This is a genomic window from Micromonospora sp. II, from assembly GCF_001709195.1.
Classification (GTDB): domain Bacteria; phylum Actinomycetota; class Actinomycetes; order Mycobacteriales; family Micromonosporaceae; genus Micromonospora; species Micromonospora chalcea.
In genome coordinates this window covers 143176-159074 of the sequence record NZ_LYXF01000078.1, presented here as the reverse complement: position 1 = coordinate 159074, position 15899 = coordinate 143176, and the positions used below count along the sequence as shown (strand labels likewise).

Sequence of the window (15899 nt, the reverse complement as noted above, 5' to 3'; positions counted from 1 at the left end):
CCGCCTGCCGCACCACGTGAAGCGGCCCGCCGGCACCGTCGATCGCGACGGCGCCCGGCGGGCCGGTCCGATTTCAGCGGGCGTGCTCGGCGAGCACCCGGACCACGTTCTCGGCCGCGCGGCCGTCACCGTACGGGTTGCCGCGCGCGGCGGCCGGCCGGGGCCGGGTGGCGGTCCGCACCCAGCCGTCGGCGCCCAGCGCGGACGGGTCCGGCACCAGCCGGTTCCAGTCGTCCGCGAGGGTCTCCACCCACTCCGTCTCCGGGCGCAGCGTGGTGCAGGGCCGGTCCAGCAGGTACGCCTCCTTCTGCAGGCCGCCCGAGTCGGTCACCACACCGACGGAGCCGAGCACCGCGGCCACCATGCCGCCGTACGGCAGCGGCCGGCCCACGTGCAGCGCGCCGCCACCCAGCTTGATGCCGTGCTCCTCGGCCCGGGCCAGCAGGCGCGGGTGCGCCAGCAGGGCGACCGGCACCGGCAGCTCGGCGAGCGCGCCCACCAGTGCGGCCAGCCGCTCCGGGTCGTCGGTGTTCTCCGCCCGGTGCAGCGTGGCCAGCAGGTACGGCGCGTCCGGGTCGATGCCGGCCGGCAGCTCGGGGCGCGGCTGGTCACCGGCCAGCACCGCGTCACGCACCCGCAGGCACACGTCTACCATCACGTCGCCGACCAGCACGGAACGGGCGGCCAGGCCCTCGGCGGACAGGTGGCGCACCGCCTCCTCGGTGGGCGCCAGCAGCAGGTCGGCGCAGTGGTCGGTGAGGACGCGGTTGTGCTCCTCCGGCATCCGGCGGTTGAACGAACGCAGCCCCGCCTCCAGGTGGGCCACCGGCAGGTGCATCTTCACCGCGGACAGCGCGCCGGCCAGCGTGGAGTTGGTGTCGCCGTACACCAGCACCCAGTCGGGTCGTTCGGCCGCGAGCACCGGGTCGAGGGCGGCCAGCGTCTTGCCGGTCTGCACGCCGTGGCTGCCGGAACCGATGCCCAGGTGCACGTCCGGGTCGGGGATGCCGAGCCCGGAGAAGAAGACGTCGGAGAGGTCGGCGTCGTAGTGCTGCCCGGTGTGCACGATGACGTGCTCGTGCTCCGTGGCGGCGAACGCCGCGGCGATCGGTGCGAGTTTGACCAGCTGGGGCCGGGCGCCAACGATGCTGACGACCTTCATGTGGGTGATCCCTCCGATTGACTGTCCGTCCGACCGGGGCGGCGTCCGTGGGCGCCCCGCGGAACCGGCTGCGCCGGCCGGTGAGGGGAACCCCCACGCGGGCGATCCAGGCTAACATCGGGGCATTCCGCTTCTGGACGCCGACAAGGCCGGCACGAGCGCGAGGAAATCCCGTCATGGTCGAGTCGTCGGTCGTTCAAGAGCGCCCGCAGGAGCCGGCTGAGCCGCCCGCCGCCCGGCGGCCGCGTCCCCGGCCGCGCCCCGCGCAGCTCGTGCTCGCGGGTCTGGTCGTCGCGTTCGTCGCCGCGCGGCTGAGTATCGCCGCGCGGGCCGAGGCGTTCCGCACCTTCGACACCCGGTCGTACGCCGGGCTGCTCGACGGGCCGAACCCGACCGCGACGCTCTCCTTCACCGGGCACGCGCCGCGACTGTGGGGCACGCCGCTGCTCTACACGCTCGCCGGCAGCGATCCGGCCCGCGCGTGGGCGCAGGCCCTGATCAGCACCGCGGCGTGGGTGGTGCTCGTGCTGGCGCTCTGGACGATGCTGCGCGGCACGACCGCCCGGGTCTGCGCCGGGGTCGCGCTGTTCGTGCTGGCGCTGACCCGCGCGGTCTACGTGTGGGACCACACGCTGACCGCCGAGTCGCTCTCCATCAGCCTCGGCCTGCTCGCGTTCGGCCTGCTGGTGCTCTGGGTGCGCCGGCGCTCGTGGCCGCTGCTCGCCGCCACGGTCGTGGTGACCGTGTGGTGGATGTTCGTCCGGCAGGACATGCTGCTGTTCATCGCGCTGGTGCCGGCGGTGCTGGCGGTGCTGGCGTGGCGCAGCCGCCCGCACCGCTGGGCGGCGGTGGTGGCGCTGGTCGCGATCGGCGCCGGGCTGGGCTGGAACGCGGCGCTGCTCGGTCCCACCGACGAGACGTTCGCCAAGTGGAGCGCGTCGGGCCGCTCGCAGACCGACGAGACGTTCCTCTACCGGCTGATGGTCGAGGTGCAGCGCGACCCGGAGATTCGGCAGGTCTACCACCGCGAGCTCGGCATGCCGCGTTGCGTGGCGATCGAGGACCCGAGCCTGGTCCGGCGGTGGAACGTCCGCAAGTTCTCCGAGGCGTACGCGAACTGCCCCGAACTGCAGCGGTGGGCCGAGGAGCACGAGATGGCAATCGGCTTCCGGTACGCGATGGCCGAGCCGGATCACTACCGCGAGATCATGGTCGGCCGGATCCTGCCGATGGCGCTGGGCAGCACCGAGTTGCACACGTACGGCCGCCCGGTGTCGATGCTGCCGGACGCGGTCGAGAGGGTCTGGTACCCGCGCCGCGACCTGGTGCTTCCTCTGCTCGCCGGCGCCGTCGTGGCGATGGTGCTGGCGTGCGTGCTCACCGGCGCGGTCCGCCGGCGGCCGTGGCTCGTCCTGGCCGGCGTGCTCGGTGTGGTGGTGAGCCTGGTCAGTGTGCTCGCCAGCCTCATGCTGTCCGCCGGGGAGTACAGCCGGTTCGGCATCCAGGAGGCGATCTACCTGCGGATCAGCCTGGTGGTGCTGGCCGTGGCGGCGCTCGACGCGGCGCTGACCAGGCCGTGGAGACGCGCCGGGCGGGCGGCCCGGGGGGTGCCGGGCGACGACGCCGCGCAGCCGTAAACTCCTGCCTCATGACCGTTCCGGACACCCGTCCCACCGACCCCGCTGCGGCCACTCCCGGCGACACCTCGCCCGGCGACACGGAGGTCCGCCAGGCGCCGGAGCCGGCGGAGACCGGGACGGACGACGGCGGCCGCACCGAGGCCGGCGACGGGACCGGCGAGCGGCCGGTCCGGCGGTGGAGCCGGTGGGACGGCGTCGTCGCGGCGGTCTACCTGGCCTGGGCGCTCCTGGTGACCGCCCGCGGGTGGCGCAACCCGGACGGACGCCTGCTCGGCAGCCGCCCGGACGACCAGGGGTTCAACGAGTGGATGCTGGCGTACGCGGCGCACGCGGTCCGGCACCTGGAGAACCCGTTCTTCACCACCGCGCAGAACGCCCCCGACGGCGTGAACCTGATGACCAACGTCGGCATGCAGCTGCCCGGGATCCTGCTGTCGCCGGTGACGCTGCTGTTCGGCGCCCCGACGGCGTACGTGCTGCTGATGACGCTCAACCTGGTCGGCACCGGCTACGCCTGGTACCACGTGCTGTCCCGGCACGTGGTGCGGTCCCGTGCCGCCGCGTTCGTCGGCGGCCTGTTCTGCGCGTTCGCGCCGGCGTTGGTGTCGCACAGCAACGGGCACCCGCACATGACCGCGCAGTGGCTGGTGCCGCTGATCGGCTGGCGGGTGCTGGCGCTGGCCCGGGGCGGTCGGGTGCTGCGGGACGGGCTGGTGCTCGGCGCGCTGATCGCGGCACAGTTCTTCATCAGCGTGGAGATCCTCTTCCTGCTCGCGCTCGGCTGCCTGCTCGCCGCGCTGGCCCATCTCGCGCTGGCGCCGAAGGTCGCGTTGCGGCGCGCCCCCCGGCTGCTGGGCGGGCTGGGGGTGGCCGGCGCGCTGGTCGCTGTCGTCACCGCGTACCCGCTGTGGATGCAGTTCTTCGGGCCGCAGCACCGGATGGGGCACCCCGGCGGCCCCGACGTCTACGCCCTGAAGCTCGGCTCCTACGTGCGCTACGCGACCGAGTCGATCGCCGGCAGCCCGACCAGCGCCGGCGGGTGGGGCCCGAACACCACCGAGCAGGTCAGCTTCTTCGGCTGGTCGCTGGTGGTGGTGGCGGTCGCCGCCGCGTGGTGGCTGCGCAAGGAGGTCACCGTCCGGGTGCTGACCCTGGTCGCCGTGGTGTGCGCGCTGCTGTCGATGGGCACCACCTGGACCTGGGGCACCGAGCGGACCACGATCCCGGCGCCGTTCGCGTTGCTGCAGCACCTTCCGGTCTTCGACGCCGTGGTGGTGGCCCGCTTCGGGTTCATCACCACCATGGCCGTGGGTGTCCTGCTGGCGCTGGCCCTGGACCGGGTGGCGAGTCTCGCGCGTGACGGGGACCGGCTGCCGGCCCGGATCGCTGTCGTCGCGGTGGCTGCCGCGCTGGTGCCGATCCTGCCCACCCCGCTGCCGGCCCAGGGCCGTCCCGCGGTGCCGGACTTCGTCACCGCCGGCACCTGGCGTGACCACGTGGCCCCCGGCCGCACCCTGGTGCCGGTGCCGGTGGCGAACATGACCTCGGTCTACTGGGGCTCGGCGGCGCTGGCCGAGTTCGCGGTCCCGCAGGGCTACTTCCTCGCCCCCACGTCCAAGGAGGACCCGACCGGGCGGTGGGGCGTCGAGCCGCAGCCGACGGCGAAGCTGCTCACGCTGGTCGCGGAGGGCAAGCGCGGCACCGACGTGACGCCGGCCGAGGTCGCCCAGGCCCGCGCCGACGCCCGCTACTGGCGTGCGGACGCGGTGGCGCTGCCCAAGCACCGCAGGCAGGAAGACCTGCGCGTGGTGCTCGACGCCCTGTACGGGCCGGGCCGCCAGGTCGACGACGTGTGGCTCTGGGACGTGCGGCCGTTCAGCAACTGAGCGGCGCGCCTACGGCGACCGGTTCCAGATGATCAGGACGTAGCCGCCGAAGTAGGCGGAGACGATCAGCAGCGGGGTCAGCACGGTGACGGCCCGGGCCCAGCCGGCCCGGGCCAGCGCGACGGCGACCGGCAGCAGGAGCGGGAACGCGGGCAGCAGGAAGCGCGCCTTCGCGTGGTAGTAGCCGGCCGCGCCGAGCGTGGTGAGCAGGATCAGGCCGCTGTAGAGCAGGAGCTGCCAGGGCTGCCGGTCGAGGGCGCTGAGCACGAACAGCGCCAGCGCGATCAGCACCACGAGCGTCACCACGTACATGGTCAGCGCCGTGGGCTGCGCCAGCACGCGCTGCGCCACCCGGACCGTGTCGGCGCCGAAGTCGAAGGTGGTGCCCCAGCCGGCGTCCTGGATGTGGAACCAGCCGTCCGGCCGCCCGGTCTGCCGGCCCACCCAGGCCAGGTACCCGACCCAGCCGGCCGGCGCGATCACCAGCGCGGCCCACGGGCGCCAGCCGTCGCGGCGGCGCAACGCCGCGATCAGCGCCGCGAGACAGACCACGGCGAGCAACGCGGAGCCGGTCGGCCGGGTCAGTCCGGCGCACAGGCTGAGCACGGCGGCGAGCAGCCACGAGCGGCGCAGCAGCGCGTACAGGGACCAGGCGGCGAACGCGGTGAAGATCCCCTCGCTGTAGCTCATGTTCTGCACGATGCTGTGCGGCAGCACGCCCCAGAGCACGGCGAGCAGGATGCCGACGCGGCGGTCGTACAGCCGCTCGCCGACCGCGAACAGACCCCAGGCGGCGGCGAGCGCGGCAACGGCGGCGACCGCCAGCGCGGTGGCGCGCGCGCCGAGCGGGGTCAACGGCTCCAGCGCCCCGACCAGGCGGGGATAGAGCGGGAAGAAGGCCATGTCGCTCTGGACCCGGGCGTAGCCGTCGTAGCCGTCGCGCGCGATCCGCAGGTACCACACGCCGTCGGACCCGGTGAGCAGCGCGGCCGGCCGGGCCCCGGTGGCGCGGGCCCAGAGCCAGAGCGTGACCAGCCCGACGGCCCGCACGGCGACGTAGCCGACGAGCGCGGGCAGGGCGTTGCGGAAGGCGGTCGCCAGCCGGTGCCCGAAGGAGGCCCGGTGCTGGGAAACCGTCTCCGCGGGCGGCTGTTGGCCGCGCGTCGGTGCGGTCATGCGTGGTCCTGTCCGAGTGATCTTCGCCCCCGGCGTCGGCGTCCGGGGCGTCGGCGGCCGGCGGGAGCGCTCGCCCGGAGCCGGGTGCAGGGTAGCAACGGCGACACCGGCTTCCCGGCACGGCCGGGCATCGGCCTCCCGCGCCGCGCTTGTCGTACACTCGCTCGGGTCGCACGTGCGACAGTGGTTGACACGGAGACGGACGGGCATGGGTTCTGACGGGGCGATCTCTGCGGCGGACCTGGGGGCGGCAGCCGCGGCACGGGGCGCCGTCACGATCGACACCTCGGCCCGGACGGCGGCCGGGCGGTGAGCCGACCGGACGTCACGGTCGTCGTCGCGGTGTACAACACCATGCCGGACCTCACCACCTGCCTCGAGTCGCTCGTCAACCAGACGATCGGGCACGACCGGCTGCAGATCGTCGCGGTCGACGACGGCTCCACCGACGGCAGCGGCGCGGAGCTGGAGCGGTTCGCGGCGGCGTACCCCTCGGTCCTGACGGTGGTGCACCAGCCCAACTCCGGCGGGCCGGCCGCCCCCAGCAACCGGGCGCTGGACCTGGCCACCGGCCGGTACGTGTTCTTCATCGGGGCCGACGACCACCTGGRCCGCGAGGCGCTGGAGCGGCTGGTGTCGGCGGCCGACCGGTGGGGCTCGGACGTGGTGCTCGGCCGCATGGTCGGCGTGAACAAGCGCTACGTGCACCAGGAGATCTACGACCGGACCCGGTCCGACATCGACCTGTTCGACTCGCCGCTGCCGTTCTCGCTGTCGAACACGAAGCTGTTCCGGCGGGACCTGATCGAGCGTCACCACCTGCGCTTCCCGGAGGACATGGCGGTCGGCAGCGACCAGCCGTTCACGTTGGAGGCGTGCCTGCGGGCGGCCCGCATCTCGGTGCTCGCCGACTACGACTACTACTTCGCGGTCAAGCGCCTCAACTCCACGAACATCACCTACCGCAGCGACCATCTCGCCCGGCTGGAGTGTGTGGAGCGCATCGTCCGGTTCGTGGCCGACATGGTGGAGCCGGGGCAGCGGCGCGACGCGGTGCTGCGGCGCCACTTCGCCTGGGAGATTGCGAAGCTGTTCCGCCCCGACTACCTCAAACTCGACGCCGAGACCCGGGAGCAGGTCCGGTCGCGGGTCGGCAAGCTGGTCCGGGAGTACCTCACCGACGGCATCCGCGACCGGCTCGACGCGGCCACCCGCGTGCTCGTCGGCACGGCCGCGTACGGCCGGCCGGAGGACCTGGTGGCGATCATCCGGCTGACCGCCGCCGACGGCCTGCCCTCGACGGTGGTCCGCGACCAGCGCTGGTTCGCCGCGTTCCCGGGCTTCGGTGAGGCGGGTGGCCTGAGTGACGAATGGTACGAGTTGGAGCCGGCGGCGAGCCGGTGGCTCGCCGCGCTGACCGCGGTTTCGGTACGCTCGGTGACCGGGCCCGACGGTGACCGGCGGGTGCAGATCCTCGCCCGCAGTCCCCGGCCGGATCTCGCCGACCTGGTCGGCGGGGACATGTCCGTGCGGGTGGGTGAGGCGGAGGCCGCCGTGCGGCTGCTGCCGGCCGACCCGATGGGCACGACTGTGGAGGCCACGTTCCGGCTCCCGGATCTGGCGGCCGACCTCGGTCCGGCGGGAACGACCCGGGCGGTCCGGGTCCGGGTGGCGGACAGCGCCGCCGTCCCGGTGCGGGGGTTCCGGCCGCCGCTGATCCACCGGGTGGTGTACCGCGACGGCACCCGACTGCATCTGGTCACGATCAACAACAACCACAAAGGTCACTTGGCGTTCACCGTCTGGCCGGTGACGCTTCGCCGGGTCGCGGCCCGTCTTCGGCGCCGGCTCCCCCGAGGAGGAAAGTAGTTCATGAACATCTGCGTCGTCGCGCTCGGCAAGATCGGTCTGCCGCTGGCCGTGCAGTTCGCGTCCAAGGGGCACCGGGTGATCGGCGCCGACGTCTCCGAGCGGGTCGTCCAGCTGGTGAACGACGGTGCGGTGCCCTTCCCGGGCGAGGCCGACCTGGACGTCAAGCTGAAGGAGACGGTCGCCGCCGGCCTGCTGTCGGCCACCACCGACACCGCCGCCGCGGTCGCCGAGTCGGAGGCGGTCGTCGTGGTCGTGCCGCTGTTCGTGGACGCCGAGGGCGTGCCGGACTTCGGCTGGATGGACGACGCCACCCGGGCCATCGCCCGTGGGCTGAAGCCGGGCACGCTGGTCAGCTACGAGACCACGCTGCCGGTCGGCACCACCCGCAACCGCTGGGCGCCGATGCTCGCCGAGGGTTCCGGCCTCACCGCCGGCACCGACTTCCACCTCGTGTTCAGCCCCGAGCGGGTGCTCACCGGCCGGGTCTTCGCCGACCTGCGCCGCTACCCGAAGCTGGTCGGCGGCATCGACGAGACGTCGGCCGCGCACGGCGTCCGGTTCTACGAGGCGGTGCTCGACTTCGACGAGCGGCCCGACCTGGACCGCCCCAACGGCGTGTGGGACCTCGGCTCGGCCGAGGCGTCCGAGCTGGCCAAGCTCGCCGAGACGACCTACCGGGACGTGAACATCGGCCTGGCGAACCAGTTCGCCCGCTTCGCCGACACCGTGGGCGTGGACGTCACCAAGGTCATCGAGGCGTGCAACACGCAGCCGTACAGCCACATCCACTCGCCGGGCATCGCGGTCGGCGGCCACTGCATCCCGATCTACCCGCGGATGTACCTGTGGAACGACCCGGCCGCCACCGTGGTGCGCTCGGCCCGCGAGGCCAACGCGGCCATGCCGGAGTACGCGGTCGACCTGCTCGCCGCCGCGTACGGCGACCTGACCGGGGTCGGCGTGCTGGTGCTCGGCGCCGCCTACCGCGGTGGCGTCAAGGAGACCGCCTTCTCCGGCGTCTTCCCGACCGTCGAGGCGCTGCGCCGCCGGGGCGCGGTGCCGTACGTGTCGGACCCGATGTACAGCAACGAGGAGCTGGCCGCGCACGGCCTGCCCGGCTACGACGGCGAGCCGCTCGGCGCCGCGGTGATCCAGGCCGACCACGCGGAGTACCGCACGCTGTCCCCGGCCGACCTGCCCGGCGTGACGGTGCTCGTGGACGGCCGGCGGGTCACCGACCCGGAGCGCTGGACCGGCGTGCGCCGGGTGGTCATCGGAGGCTGACCGCACACGCGCGTACCGGGCCCCGGCCGTGATCACGGCCGGGGCCCGTCGCGTGTCGCCACCAGCCGATCGGCGTCCGCCGTTCACCTGCCGGACACCCCGGCAATACTTGTGTCATGTGACCCGTTTAGGGTCGCAGCGGTCCGAATCGAACCTGGCCGACGTCGGGGCAGACAGGGAGCGTGTCGTTGTTGAGCAGAATTCGCAGCCAGCAGGGTCTCGCCGCGGTGGGCGCGACGCTCCTCGGCTACGCGGTCATGGTCCTCTCCGGAGTACTCGGCCTGGTGGTGCCGTTCGCGGTGGCCGCCGTGGTCGCCTTCGCCGGTGAACTGGCCCTGGCCGGGCGGCACACTCCGACCGCCGAACTGCTCGACAAGGCCGGGCTCGGCGAGACCTTCCGGCGGCTGGTGCGGGACCTGTCGGTGGTCCTGCTGGTGGTCGTCTCGGCCCGCCCCGGCGTGGCCGGCACGATCGCGGTGCTGCTGCTGCCCGCCGCGCTCTGGACCGTTGCGGTAGCCACGAACGCGGTGACGAAGGTGATCGACGGGCGGGTCGACCCCCCGGCGTACACCCGCAACATCGACCTCGGCGCGCTGCGGCGCGTCCCGGTGCCGCCGGCCTGGGCGCGGTGGCTGGCCGGGCTGAACATGCCGCTGCTCAACGTGCTTCTGGTGCCGGCGGCGGTGGCGGCCGCCGCGCTCGACCAGGTCGCCCCGGTGGTGGTCACCGGCCTGGTGACGCTCGCCGTCGGCCTGGTCACCGCCGCGGTGCTGGCGCTGACCGCGCTGCGCGGCCGGGGCAGCCAGCCGGGCGTGCTGCCCGCCGTGCACGACTGGCTCGCCCGGGAACGGCCCGAGGTCGCGCTCTACTTCGCCGGCCCGGCCAAGGACGTCTACCAGGCCAACATGTGGCTCGCGCCGGTGGAGGCGACCGGTCGCCGCGCGGTGGTTCTGCTGCGCGCCGCTGACGCGTTCGAGCAGCTCGCCGACACCCGGCTGCCGGTCATCTGCGTGCCGGCCGGCGTCGACTTCATGAACCTCGACCTCAGCTCGCTGCGCGTGGCGCTGTACGCCGCGAACGTCGGCGCCAACATCCACCTGCTGCGGGAACCGGGCGTCAAGCACGTCTTCGTCGGCCACGGCGACAGCGACAAGCAGGCGAGCGTGAATCCGTACAGCAAGGTGTACGACGAGGTCTGGGTGGCCGGGCCGGCCGGGCGGGAGCGGTACGCGCGCGCCGACGTCGGCGTGCTGGACCGCGACATCGTGGAGGTCGGCCGGCCRCAGCTCGCCGGGGTGCACACGTTCGGCTCCGGCGCCGCCGACCACCGCTTCACCGTGCTCTACGCGCCCACCTGGGAGGGCTGGCTCGACGACGACCCGTACCACACCTCGCTGGTGCTGATGGGGGAGCGGATCGTCTCCGGCCTGCTCGCCGCCGGTGACGTGCGGGTGATCTACAAGCCGCACCCGCTGACCGGCAGCCGGTCGGCGAAGGCGCGGGCCGTGCACGAGCGGATCGTGGGCCGGATCAAGGCGGCCGGCGGCGACATCGATCCGTCCTCGCTGGACGGGACCGCGCACCTGGTGGTCACCGGCCGCACGCCGGGGCTGTTCGACTGCTTCAACGTCACCGACCTGCTGGTCAGCGACGTGTCCAGCGTGGTCTCCGACTTCGTGCAGAGCGAGCGGCCGTACGTGGTGGCGAACCCGGCCGGTCTGTCCGAGGACGAGTTCCGCCGGCAGTTCCCGACCGCGCGCGCGGCGTACCTGCTCTCGGCGGACTGCGGCGAGCTGGCGAAGATCCTCGACGTGACGCGGTCCGGCGACGACCCGATGACCGGGGCGCGACGGGAGCTGAAGGAGTACCTGCTCGGCCCGGCCGGGTCGAACCCGATGGACCGCTTCCGGGACGAGGTCGGCCGGCTCTGCGGCTGAGGCGTAACCGTGACGGGGGCGACGACCGGCCTGGTCGTCGCCCCTCGTCGCCTGGTCAGCCCTGGTGCGGCGGGTTGTCGACGTCGCGGGAGACGACCTCGCCCTTGGCGTCGACCCAGCCCTTCGGCCGGGCCGGGTTGCCGGCCACCAGCTGGTACGGCTTGACGTCGCGGGTCACCACCGAACCGGCGGCGATCATCGCGTACTCGCCCACCTCGATGCCGCAGACGAGCGTGGCGTTCGCGCCGATCGAGGCGCCACGCCGGATCAGCGTCGGCGTGATCGTCCAGTCCGGATTCTGTGCGCGCGGGCGGAAGTCGTTGGTGAACACGGCGCAGGGACCCACGAACACCTCGTCCTCGATGGTCACGCCCTGGTAGACCGAGACGTTGTTCTGGATCTTCACCAGGTCGCCCACCGTGACGCCCGCGTCGACGTAGACGTTGCGGCCGATCACGCAGCCGGCGCCGACCTGCGCGCTCGACCGGATGTGCGCCAGGTGCCAGACCTTGGTGCCGTCGCCGACCTTGGCGCCGTCCTCCACGTCGGCCGTCGGGTGGACGAAGACGGAGGCGGACCGGTCGTTGCTGTCAGTCATCTCAACTCGCATCGTGGCAGGGCGCGTCGCGCCGTCGGGCGGGCTCGACGCAGCATAACGAGCGCTCACCCGAGCAGTTCGGCCACCGCGTCGGCGGCGGGCCGGTCGGCCGGCAGCGGATGCGCGGCGACGACAGCGTCCACCGGCAGCGCGGCGTACAGGTGCGGGAACAGCGCGCCGCCGCGGGAGGCCTCCCAGCGCAGCGCGTCGCCGAGCCGGGACTCGTCCACCGCGAGCACGGTCAGGCCGGTGACCCCGGCGAAGAACCTCCGCGCGGTCTCCACCACCTGGTCGGCGGCGGACAGGTGGACGTAGCCGTCCTGCCGGTCCATCGCGGTGCCGGCGAACCGCCCGTCCGCCCGTGCCCGCGCCCACTCGTCGTCGGAGAGAATCTTGTAGATCACGCCAGCAGCCTAGAGCGGCCTCGCGTCCCGGCGGCGCGTCTGCCACCATTCGCAGGGCACACGTCGAGCGGAGGGAGGAACGGGTGCGGATCCTCCTGGTCGAGGACGACCGTCGGGTCGCCGCCGCGCTGTCGTCCGCGCTGACCCGGCGCGGCTACCAGGTGGAACACGCCGCCACAGTCGCCGCGGCGCTCTCCGCCGCCCCCTGCGACCTGGTGCTGCTCGACCTGACGCTGCCCGACGGCGACGGCACCGAGGTGTGCCGCGAGCTGCGCCGCCGCAGCAGCCAGCTCGGCATCATCGCGGTGACCGCCCGTGGCGAGGAACGCGACCGGGTGCTGGGCCTGCGGCTGGGCGCCGACGACTACGTGGTCAAGCCGTTCTCGATGGTGGAGTTGCAGGCGCGGATCGAGGCGGTGCTGCGCCGCGCCGCGCACACCGTCCCGGAGCGTCACCTCATCGAGGCCGGGCCGGTGCGCATCGACGTCGGCGGCCGGACGGTGAGCGTGGACGGCCGGGACGTGTCGCTCACCCGCAAGGAGTTCGACATCCTGCTCTCGCTGGCCCGCCAGCCGGGGGTGGCGGTGCCGCGCGAGCGGATCCTGCTCGACGTGTGGGGCACCACCTGGGCCGACCGGCACACCGTGGAGGTGCACGTCGGGTCGCTGCGCGGCAAGCTCGGCGACGCGACGCTGGTGGAGACCGTGCGCGGGGTCGGTTACCGGCTCCGCGGCGCGTGAGGAGGGGCCCGTGCGGCGCCGACTGGTGATCAGCTACCTGCTGCTGATGGTGCTCGTCCTGATCGCCCTGGAGACGCCGCTGGCGTTCACGCTGGCCTCCCGGGAGACCGACCGGGTACGCGCCGACCGCCTCGCCGACGCCACCCGGTTCGCCTCGCTCGCCGGCCCGGCGCTGCGCGGCGGCAGCCCCGGTCCGCTCGACGGGGAACTGGCCGCCTACGACGCCCTCTACGGCATCGGTGCCGCGGTGGTGGACCGGGAGCGCCGTACCGTCGCCGCCTCGTCGGCCTGGGAGCCGGGCGCGGGCACCGGCGCGGCGCTCGACACCGCGCTGTCCGGGCAGCAGTTCAGCGGCCCCGAGTCGGTCTGGCCGTGGGACGGCGGGCCGGTGGTGACGGCCGTGCCGATCAACGACGGCGGCGAGGTGCTCGGCGCGGTGGTGACCACCAGCCCGGCGGACGGGGTGCGCCGCACCGTCAGCGCGTGGTGGCTGCTGCTGGCCGGCATCGGCCTGCTCGCGGTGCTGGCCTGCGTCTCCACCGCGTTCGGGCTGGCCGGCTGGGTGCTGCGCCCGGTGACCGAGCTGGACGCGGTGACCCACGAGATCGCCGAGGGCCGCCGGACCGCGCGGGTGCGCCCCCGGCTCGGCCCACCCGAGCTGCGCCGGCTCGCGACGAGCTTCAACGACATGGCCGACGCGGTCTCCGACGTGATGGACCGGCAGCGCGCCTTCGTCGCGCACGCCAGCCACCAGCTCCGCAACCCGCTGACCGCGCTGCGGCTGCGGGTCGAGGAACTGGGTCCCAGCCTCAGCGACGCGGACGGGCGGGCCGAGCACCGGCTGGCGCTGGAGGAGACCGACCGGCTGGCCACCGTGCTCGACGCGCTGCTGACCCTGGCCCGCGCCGAGCGGGAGGAGAACCAGCGGGTCACCGTGGACGCCGCCGCCACCGCCGCGTCCCGGGTGTCCGCCTGGCTGCCGCTGGCCCGGCACTGCGACGTCGCGCTGCGCCTGGACGCGGACGGCGAGCCGGTGTACGCCCGCACCGTACCCACCGCGATCGACCAGGCGCTGGACGCCCTGATCGACAACGCGGTGAAGTTCAGCGGCGCCGGGGGAGAGGTGACGGTGACGGTCCGCGCCGCCGAGGGCGGTACGACGCTCACCGTCCGGGACACCGGCCCGGGCATGACGGCCAGCCAGCTCGACCAGGCAACCGAACGGTTCTGGCGGGCGCCGGACGTGCAGAACGTGGACGGCGCGGGCCTCGGGCTGACCATCGCGGCGGTGCTCGTGGACGCCTCGGACGGCCGGCTCACCATGCGCCGGGGCGAGCCCCGGGGCCTGGTCGCCGAGTTGTGGTTCCCGGCGCCCGCCGACGATCCGGGTGAGGCCGGCGGGGAGGCCGAGACCGCCGAGCCGGTGGGCCCGCGACACGACGGCGAGCCGGCCACCCGCTGACCGCGCGCGGGCTCAGGGCTTCGCGGCGCGGTACCACTGCGCCGCGCCCGGGTGCAGCGGCAGCGGGGTGGTGACGATCGCCGACCGCTGGCTCATCCGGCCCGCCGCCGGGTGCGCGGCGGCCAGTTCCGCCCGGCGCTCCATCAGCAGGCGGGTCACGTCGCGCACCAGCGCGGCGGGCAGGTCGGCGCGGACGATCAGGTAGTTCGGGTTCGCCACCGTGCTGACCGGCTCCGCCTGGTACATGGAGCGGGGGATGTCCCGGGTCACGTAGACCTGCCCGTACCCGCGGCGCAGCGCCTCGGTCCACTCGCCCAGGTCCACGATCCGCAGCGAGGTCCGCTCGGCCAGGTCGGCGACGCCGCGTACGGGCAGTCCGCCGGAGAAGAAGAACGCGTCGATCCGGTCCTCCCGCAGCGCGGTCATCGAGTCGTCCAGCCCGAGGTGCTCCTGGCGGATCCGGTCGCCGTCGAGCTGGGCCACCTCCAGCAGGCGGGTGGCGGTGATCTCGGTGCCGGACCCGTCGGCGCCCACCGAGACCCGCCGGCCGCGCAGGTCGGCGAGCGTGCGGATCGGGCCGCCGGCGCGGGTGACCAGGTGCAGCAGGTCGTCGTAGACGCGGGCCACGGCGAGCACGGACGGATGCTCGGGTTCACGTGCCGGGAGCACGTCGGCCTGGGTGAAGCCCAGTTCCGCCGCGCCGGACCCGACCAGCCGGACGTTCTGCGCCGAGGCGGCGGTGACCACCACCTCGGCCCGTACCCCGGGCAGCTCCCGGTTGAGCACGGCGGCGAGCGACTGGCCGAAGGCGTGGTAGACGGCGGTCGGGCTGCCGGTGGCGATGCGGATCCGGGTCGGCTCGGCCGGCTCGTCCCGGCATCCGGCCAGGCCGGAGACGAGCAGCAGCACCAGCACGAGCGGGGCGGCGGCGCGCACAGGCCAGTGTCGGCTCACGGGCTGCACTCTGCGCCGTGCACCCGCCGCCGCGCAAGCCCGCCGCCGGGCCGGTCAGCCGGCGGCGGCCAGCTCCGCGCTCTCGGTGATCCGGGTCCGGTGCTCCCCGTTGGGCACGATCACCAGGAAGCAGCCCGCGCCCGGCCGCAACGCCGCCGGCACCTCCAGCAGCGCCGCGCTGCGGACCAGCACCGCGGCCAGGTCACGGTCGGCCAGCCGGATGCCGAGGCAGTGCCGGCGTACGTGCCGGCCGCCGGCGAGCAGCGCCGCCCGCCAGGCCGCCGCCGCCAGCCGGGGCCGCCAGAGCCGCCGCGCCGCCGAGGCGCCCGGGAACGGCCCGCCGAGCAGCTCCCGGCGGCCCTGCCGCCAGCCGGTGGTGAGCAGATTCGCGTACGCCGCCCGGTGCTGCGGCGGCACCGCCAGCCGGTGCAGCTCGTAGCGGCGGCGCAGGCCACCGGTGGTCAGTTCGTGCTGCACCGGCACGTCGAGTCGACCCAGCAGCTGCCGCATCCGGTGCGCCGCGTCCTCGCGGTTGAACTCGGCGATCCCGCCCCGGTGCGGTCCGGGGTCCAGGCGGCGTACGTCGGCGGCCGGCGGCGGCGTGCAGCGCACCATGCAGGCGATCTCGAAGGCGTCGGTCAGGGTCAGCCAGTCCAGCGGCGGGGACGGGCGGGGGCGGTCGAGCAGCGAGGTGGGCTCGGCGAGCATCGGCGCAGCTCCTCGGTCAGAGTCGGGGTACCTCTACCGTTGCCGCCAACGGCCGGGTCGGGAACCGATGCGGCCG

At 74.1% G+C, this 15899-nt stretch carries 13 protein-coding genes; 7 read left to right on the top strand and 6 right to left on the bottom strand.

Translation table 11 applies throughout. The features are described from left to right. Positions 1–73: 73 nt before the first annotated feature. Positions 74–1162: a non-hydrolyzing UDP-N-acetylglucosamine 2-epimerase gene (gene wecB, locus A8711_RS29145; protein WP_043325111.1), complete on the bottom strand. Its 1089-nt coding sequence runs from the start codon at positions 1160–1162 to the stop codon at positions 74–76. Between the two features lie 176 nt (positions 1163–1338). Between wecB and A8711_RS29140 the strand changes: the two genes are divergently transcribed. Together A8711_RS29140 and A8711_RS29135 are read left to right on the top strand one after the other, a co-directional pair. After that, on the top strand, positions 1339–2799 hold the full coding sequence (locus A8711_RS29140; RefSeq protein WP_069089956.1) for a hypothetical protein: 1461 nt from the start codon (positions 1339–1341) through the stop codon (positions 2797–2799). Between the two features lie 11 nt (positions 2800–2810). Beyond that, positions 2811–4688 (top strand): hypothetical protein, encoded by a 1878-nt coding sequence (locus A8711_RS29135; RefSeq protein WP_069089955.1) that lies wholly within the window; start codon positions 2811–2813, stop codon positions 4686–4688. 9 nt (positions 4689–4697) lie between these two features. Here the strand turns inward: A8711_RS29135 and A8711_RS29130 are convergent, their stop codons facing one another. Further along, the gene (locus tag A8711_RS29130) at positions 4698–5864 is read right to left on the bottom strand and encodes a hypothetical protein (protein WP_069089954.1); all 1167 of its coding nucleotides are present in this window, start codon (positions 5862–5864) and stop codon (positions 4698–4700) included. Positions 5865–6173: 309 nt separating this feature from the next. Between A8711_RS29130 and A8711_RS29125 the strand changes: the two genes are divergently transcribed. From A8711_RS29125 to A8711_RS29115, 3 genes are all read left to right on the top strand, one after another. Further along, entirely contained in the window at positions 6174–7733 is a 1560-nt protein-coding gene (locus A8711_RS29125) for a glycosyltransferase (RefSeq protein ID WP_069089953.1), read from the top strand. Between the two features lie 3 nt (positions 7734–7736). Beyond that, positions 7737–9020 (top strand): nucleotide sugar dehydrogenase, encoded by a 1284-nt coding sequence (locus A8711_RS29120; protein WP_043325107.1) that lies wholly within the window; start codon positions 7737–7739, stop codon positions 9018–9020. Between the two features lie 188 nt (positions 9021–9208). Then, positions 9209–10957: a CDP-glycerol glycerophosphotransferase family protein gene (locus A8711_RS29115; protein ID WP_069090033.1), complete on the top strand. Its 1749-nt coding sequence runs from the start codon at positions 9209–9211 to the stop codon at positions 10955–10957. Between the two features lie 55 nt (positions 10958–11012). Here A8711_RS29115 and A8711_RS29110 read toward each other — a convergent pair whose 3' ends face one another. Both A8711_RS29110 and A8711_RS29105 read right to left on the bottom strand, forming a co-directional pair. Next, positions 11013–11555 carry an acyltransferase gene (locus A8711_RS29110; protein WP_030499741.1) on the bottom strand — a complete coding sequence of 181 codons (543 nt, stop codon included), beginning with the start codon at positions 11553–11555 and terminating at the stop codon, positions 11013–11015. A gap of 65 nt (positions 11556–11620) precedes the next feature. Further along, positions 11621–11959: a DUF952 domain-containing protein gene (locus A8711_RS29105; RefSeq protein ID WP_043325106.1), complete on the bottom strand. Its 339-nt coding sequence runs from the start codon at positions 11957–11959 to the stop codon at positions 11621–11623. Positions 11960–12042: 83 nt separating this feature from the next. Between A8711_RS29105 and A8711_RS29100 the strand changes: the two genes are divergently transcribed. Together A8711_RS29100 and A8711_RS29095 are read left to right on the top strand one after the other, a co-directional pair. Continuing rightward, positions 12043–12699: a response regulator transcription factor gene (locus tag A8711_RS29100; protein WP_043325105.1), complete on the top strand. Its 657-nt coding sequence runs from the start codon at positions 12043–12045 to the stop codon at positions 12697–12699. 10 nt (positions 12700–12709) lie between these two features. Beyond that, positions 12710–14161 carry a HAMP domain-containing sensor histidine kinase gene (locus A8711_RS29095; RefSeq protein WP_064447481.1) on the top strand — a complete coding sequence of 484 codons (1452 nt, stop codon included), beginning with the start codon at positions 12710–12712 and terminating at the stop codon, positions 14159–14161. 12 nt (positions 14162–14173) lie between these two features. Here A8711_RS29095 and A8711_RS29090 read toward each other — a convergent pair whose 3' ends face one another. Then, positions 14174–15115 (bottom strand): TAXI family TRAP transporter solute-binding subunit, encoded by a 942-nt coding sequence (locus tag A8711_RS29090; RefSeq protein WP_083297126.1) that lies wholly within the window; start codon positions 15113–15115, stop codon positions 14174–14176. Between the two features lie 54 nt (positions 15116–15169). Then, the gene (locus A8711_RS29085; RefSeq protein ID WP_030499746.1) at positions 15170–15823 is read right to left on the bottom strand and encodes a hypothetical protein; all 654 of its coding nucleotides are present in this window, start codon (positions 15821–15823) and stop codon (positions 15170–15172) included. Positions 15824–15899: the final 76 nt, after the last annotated feature.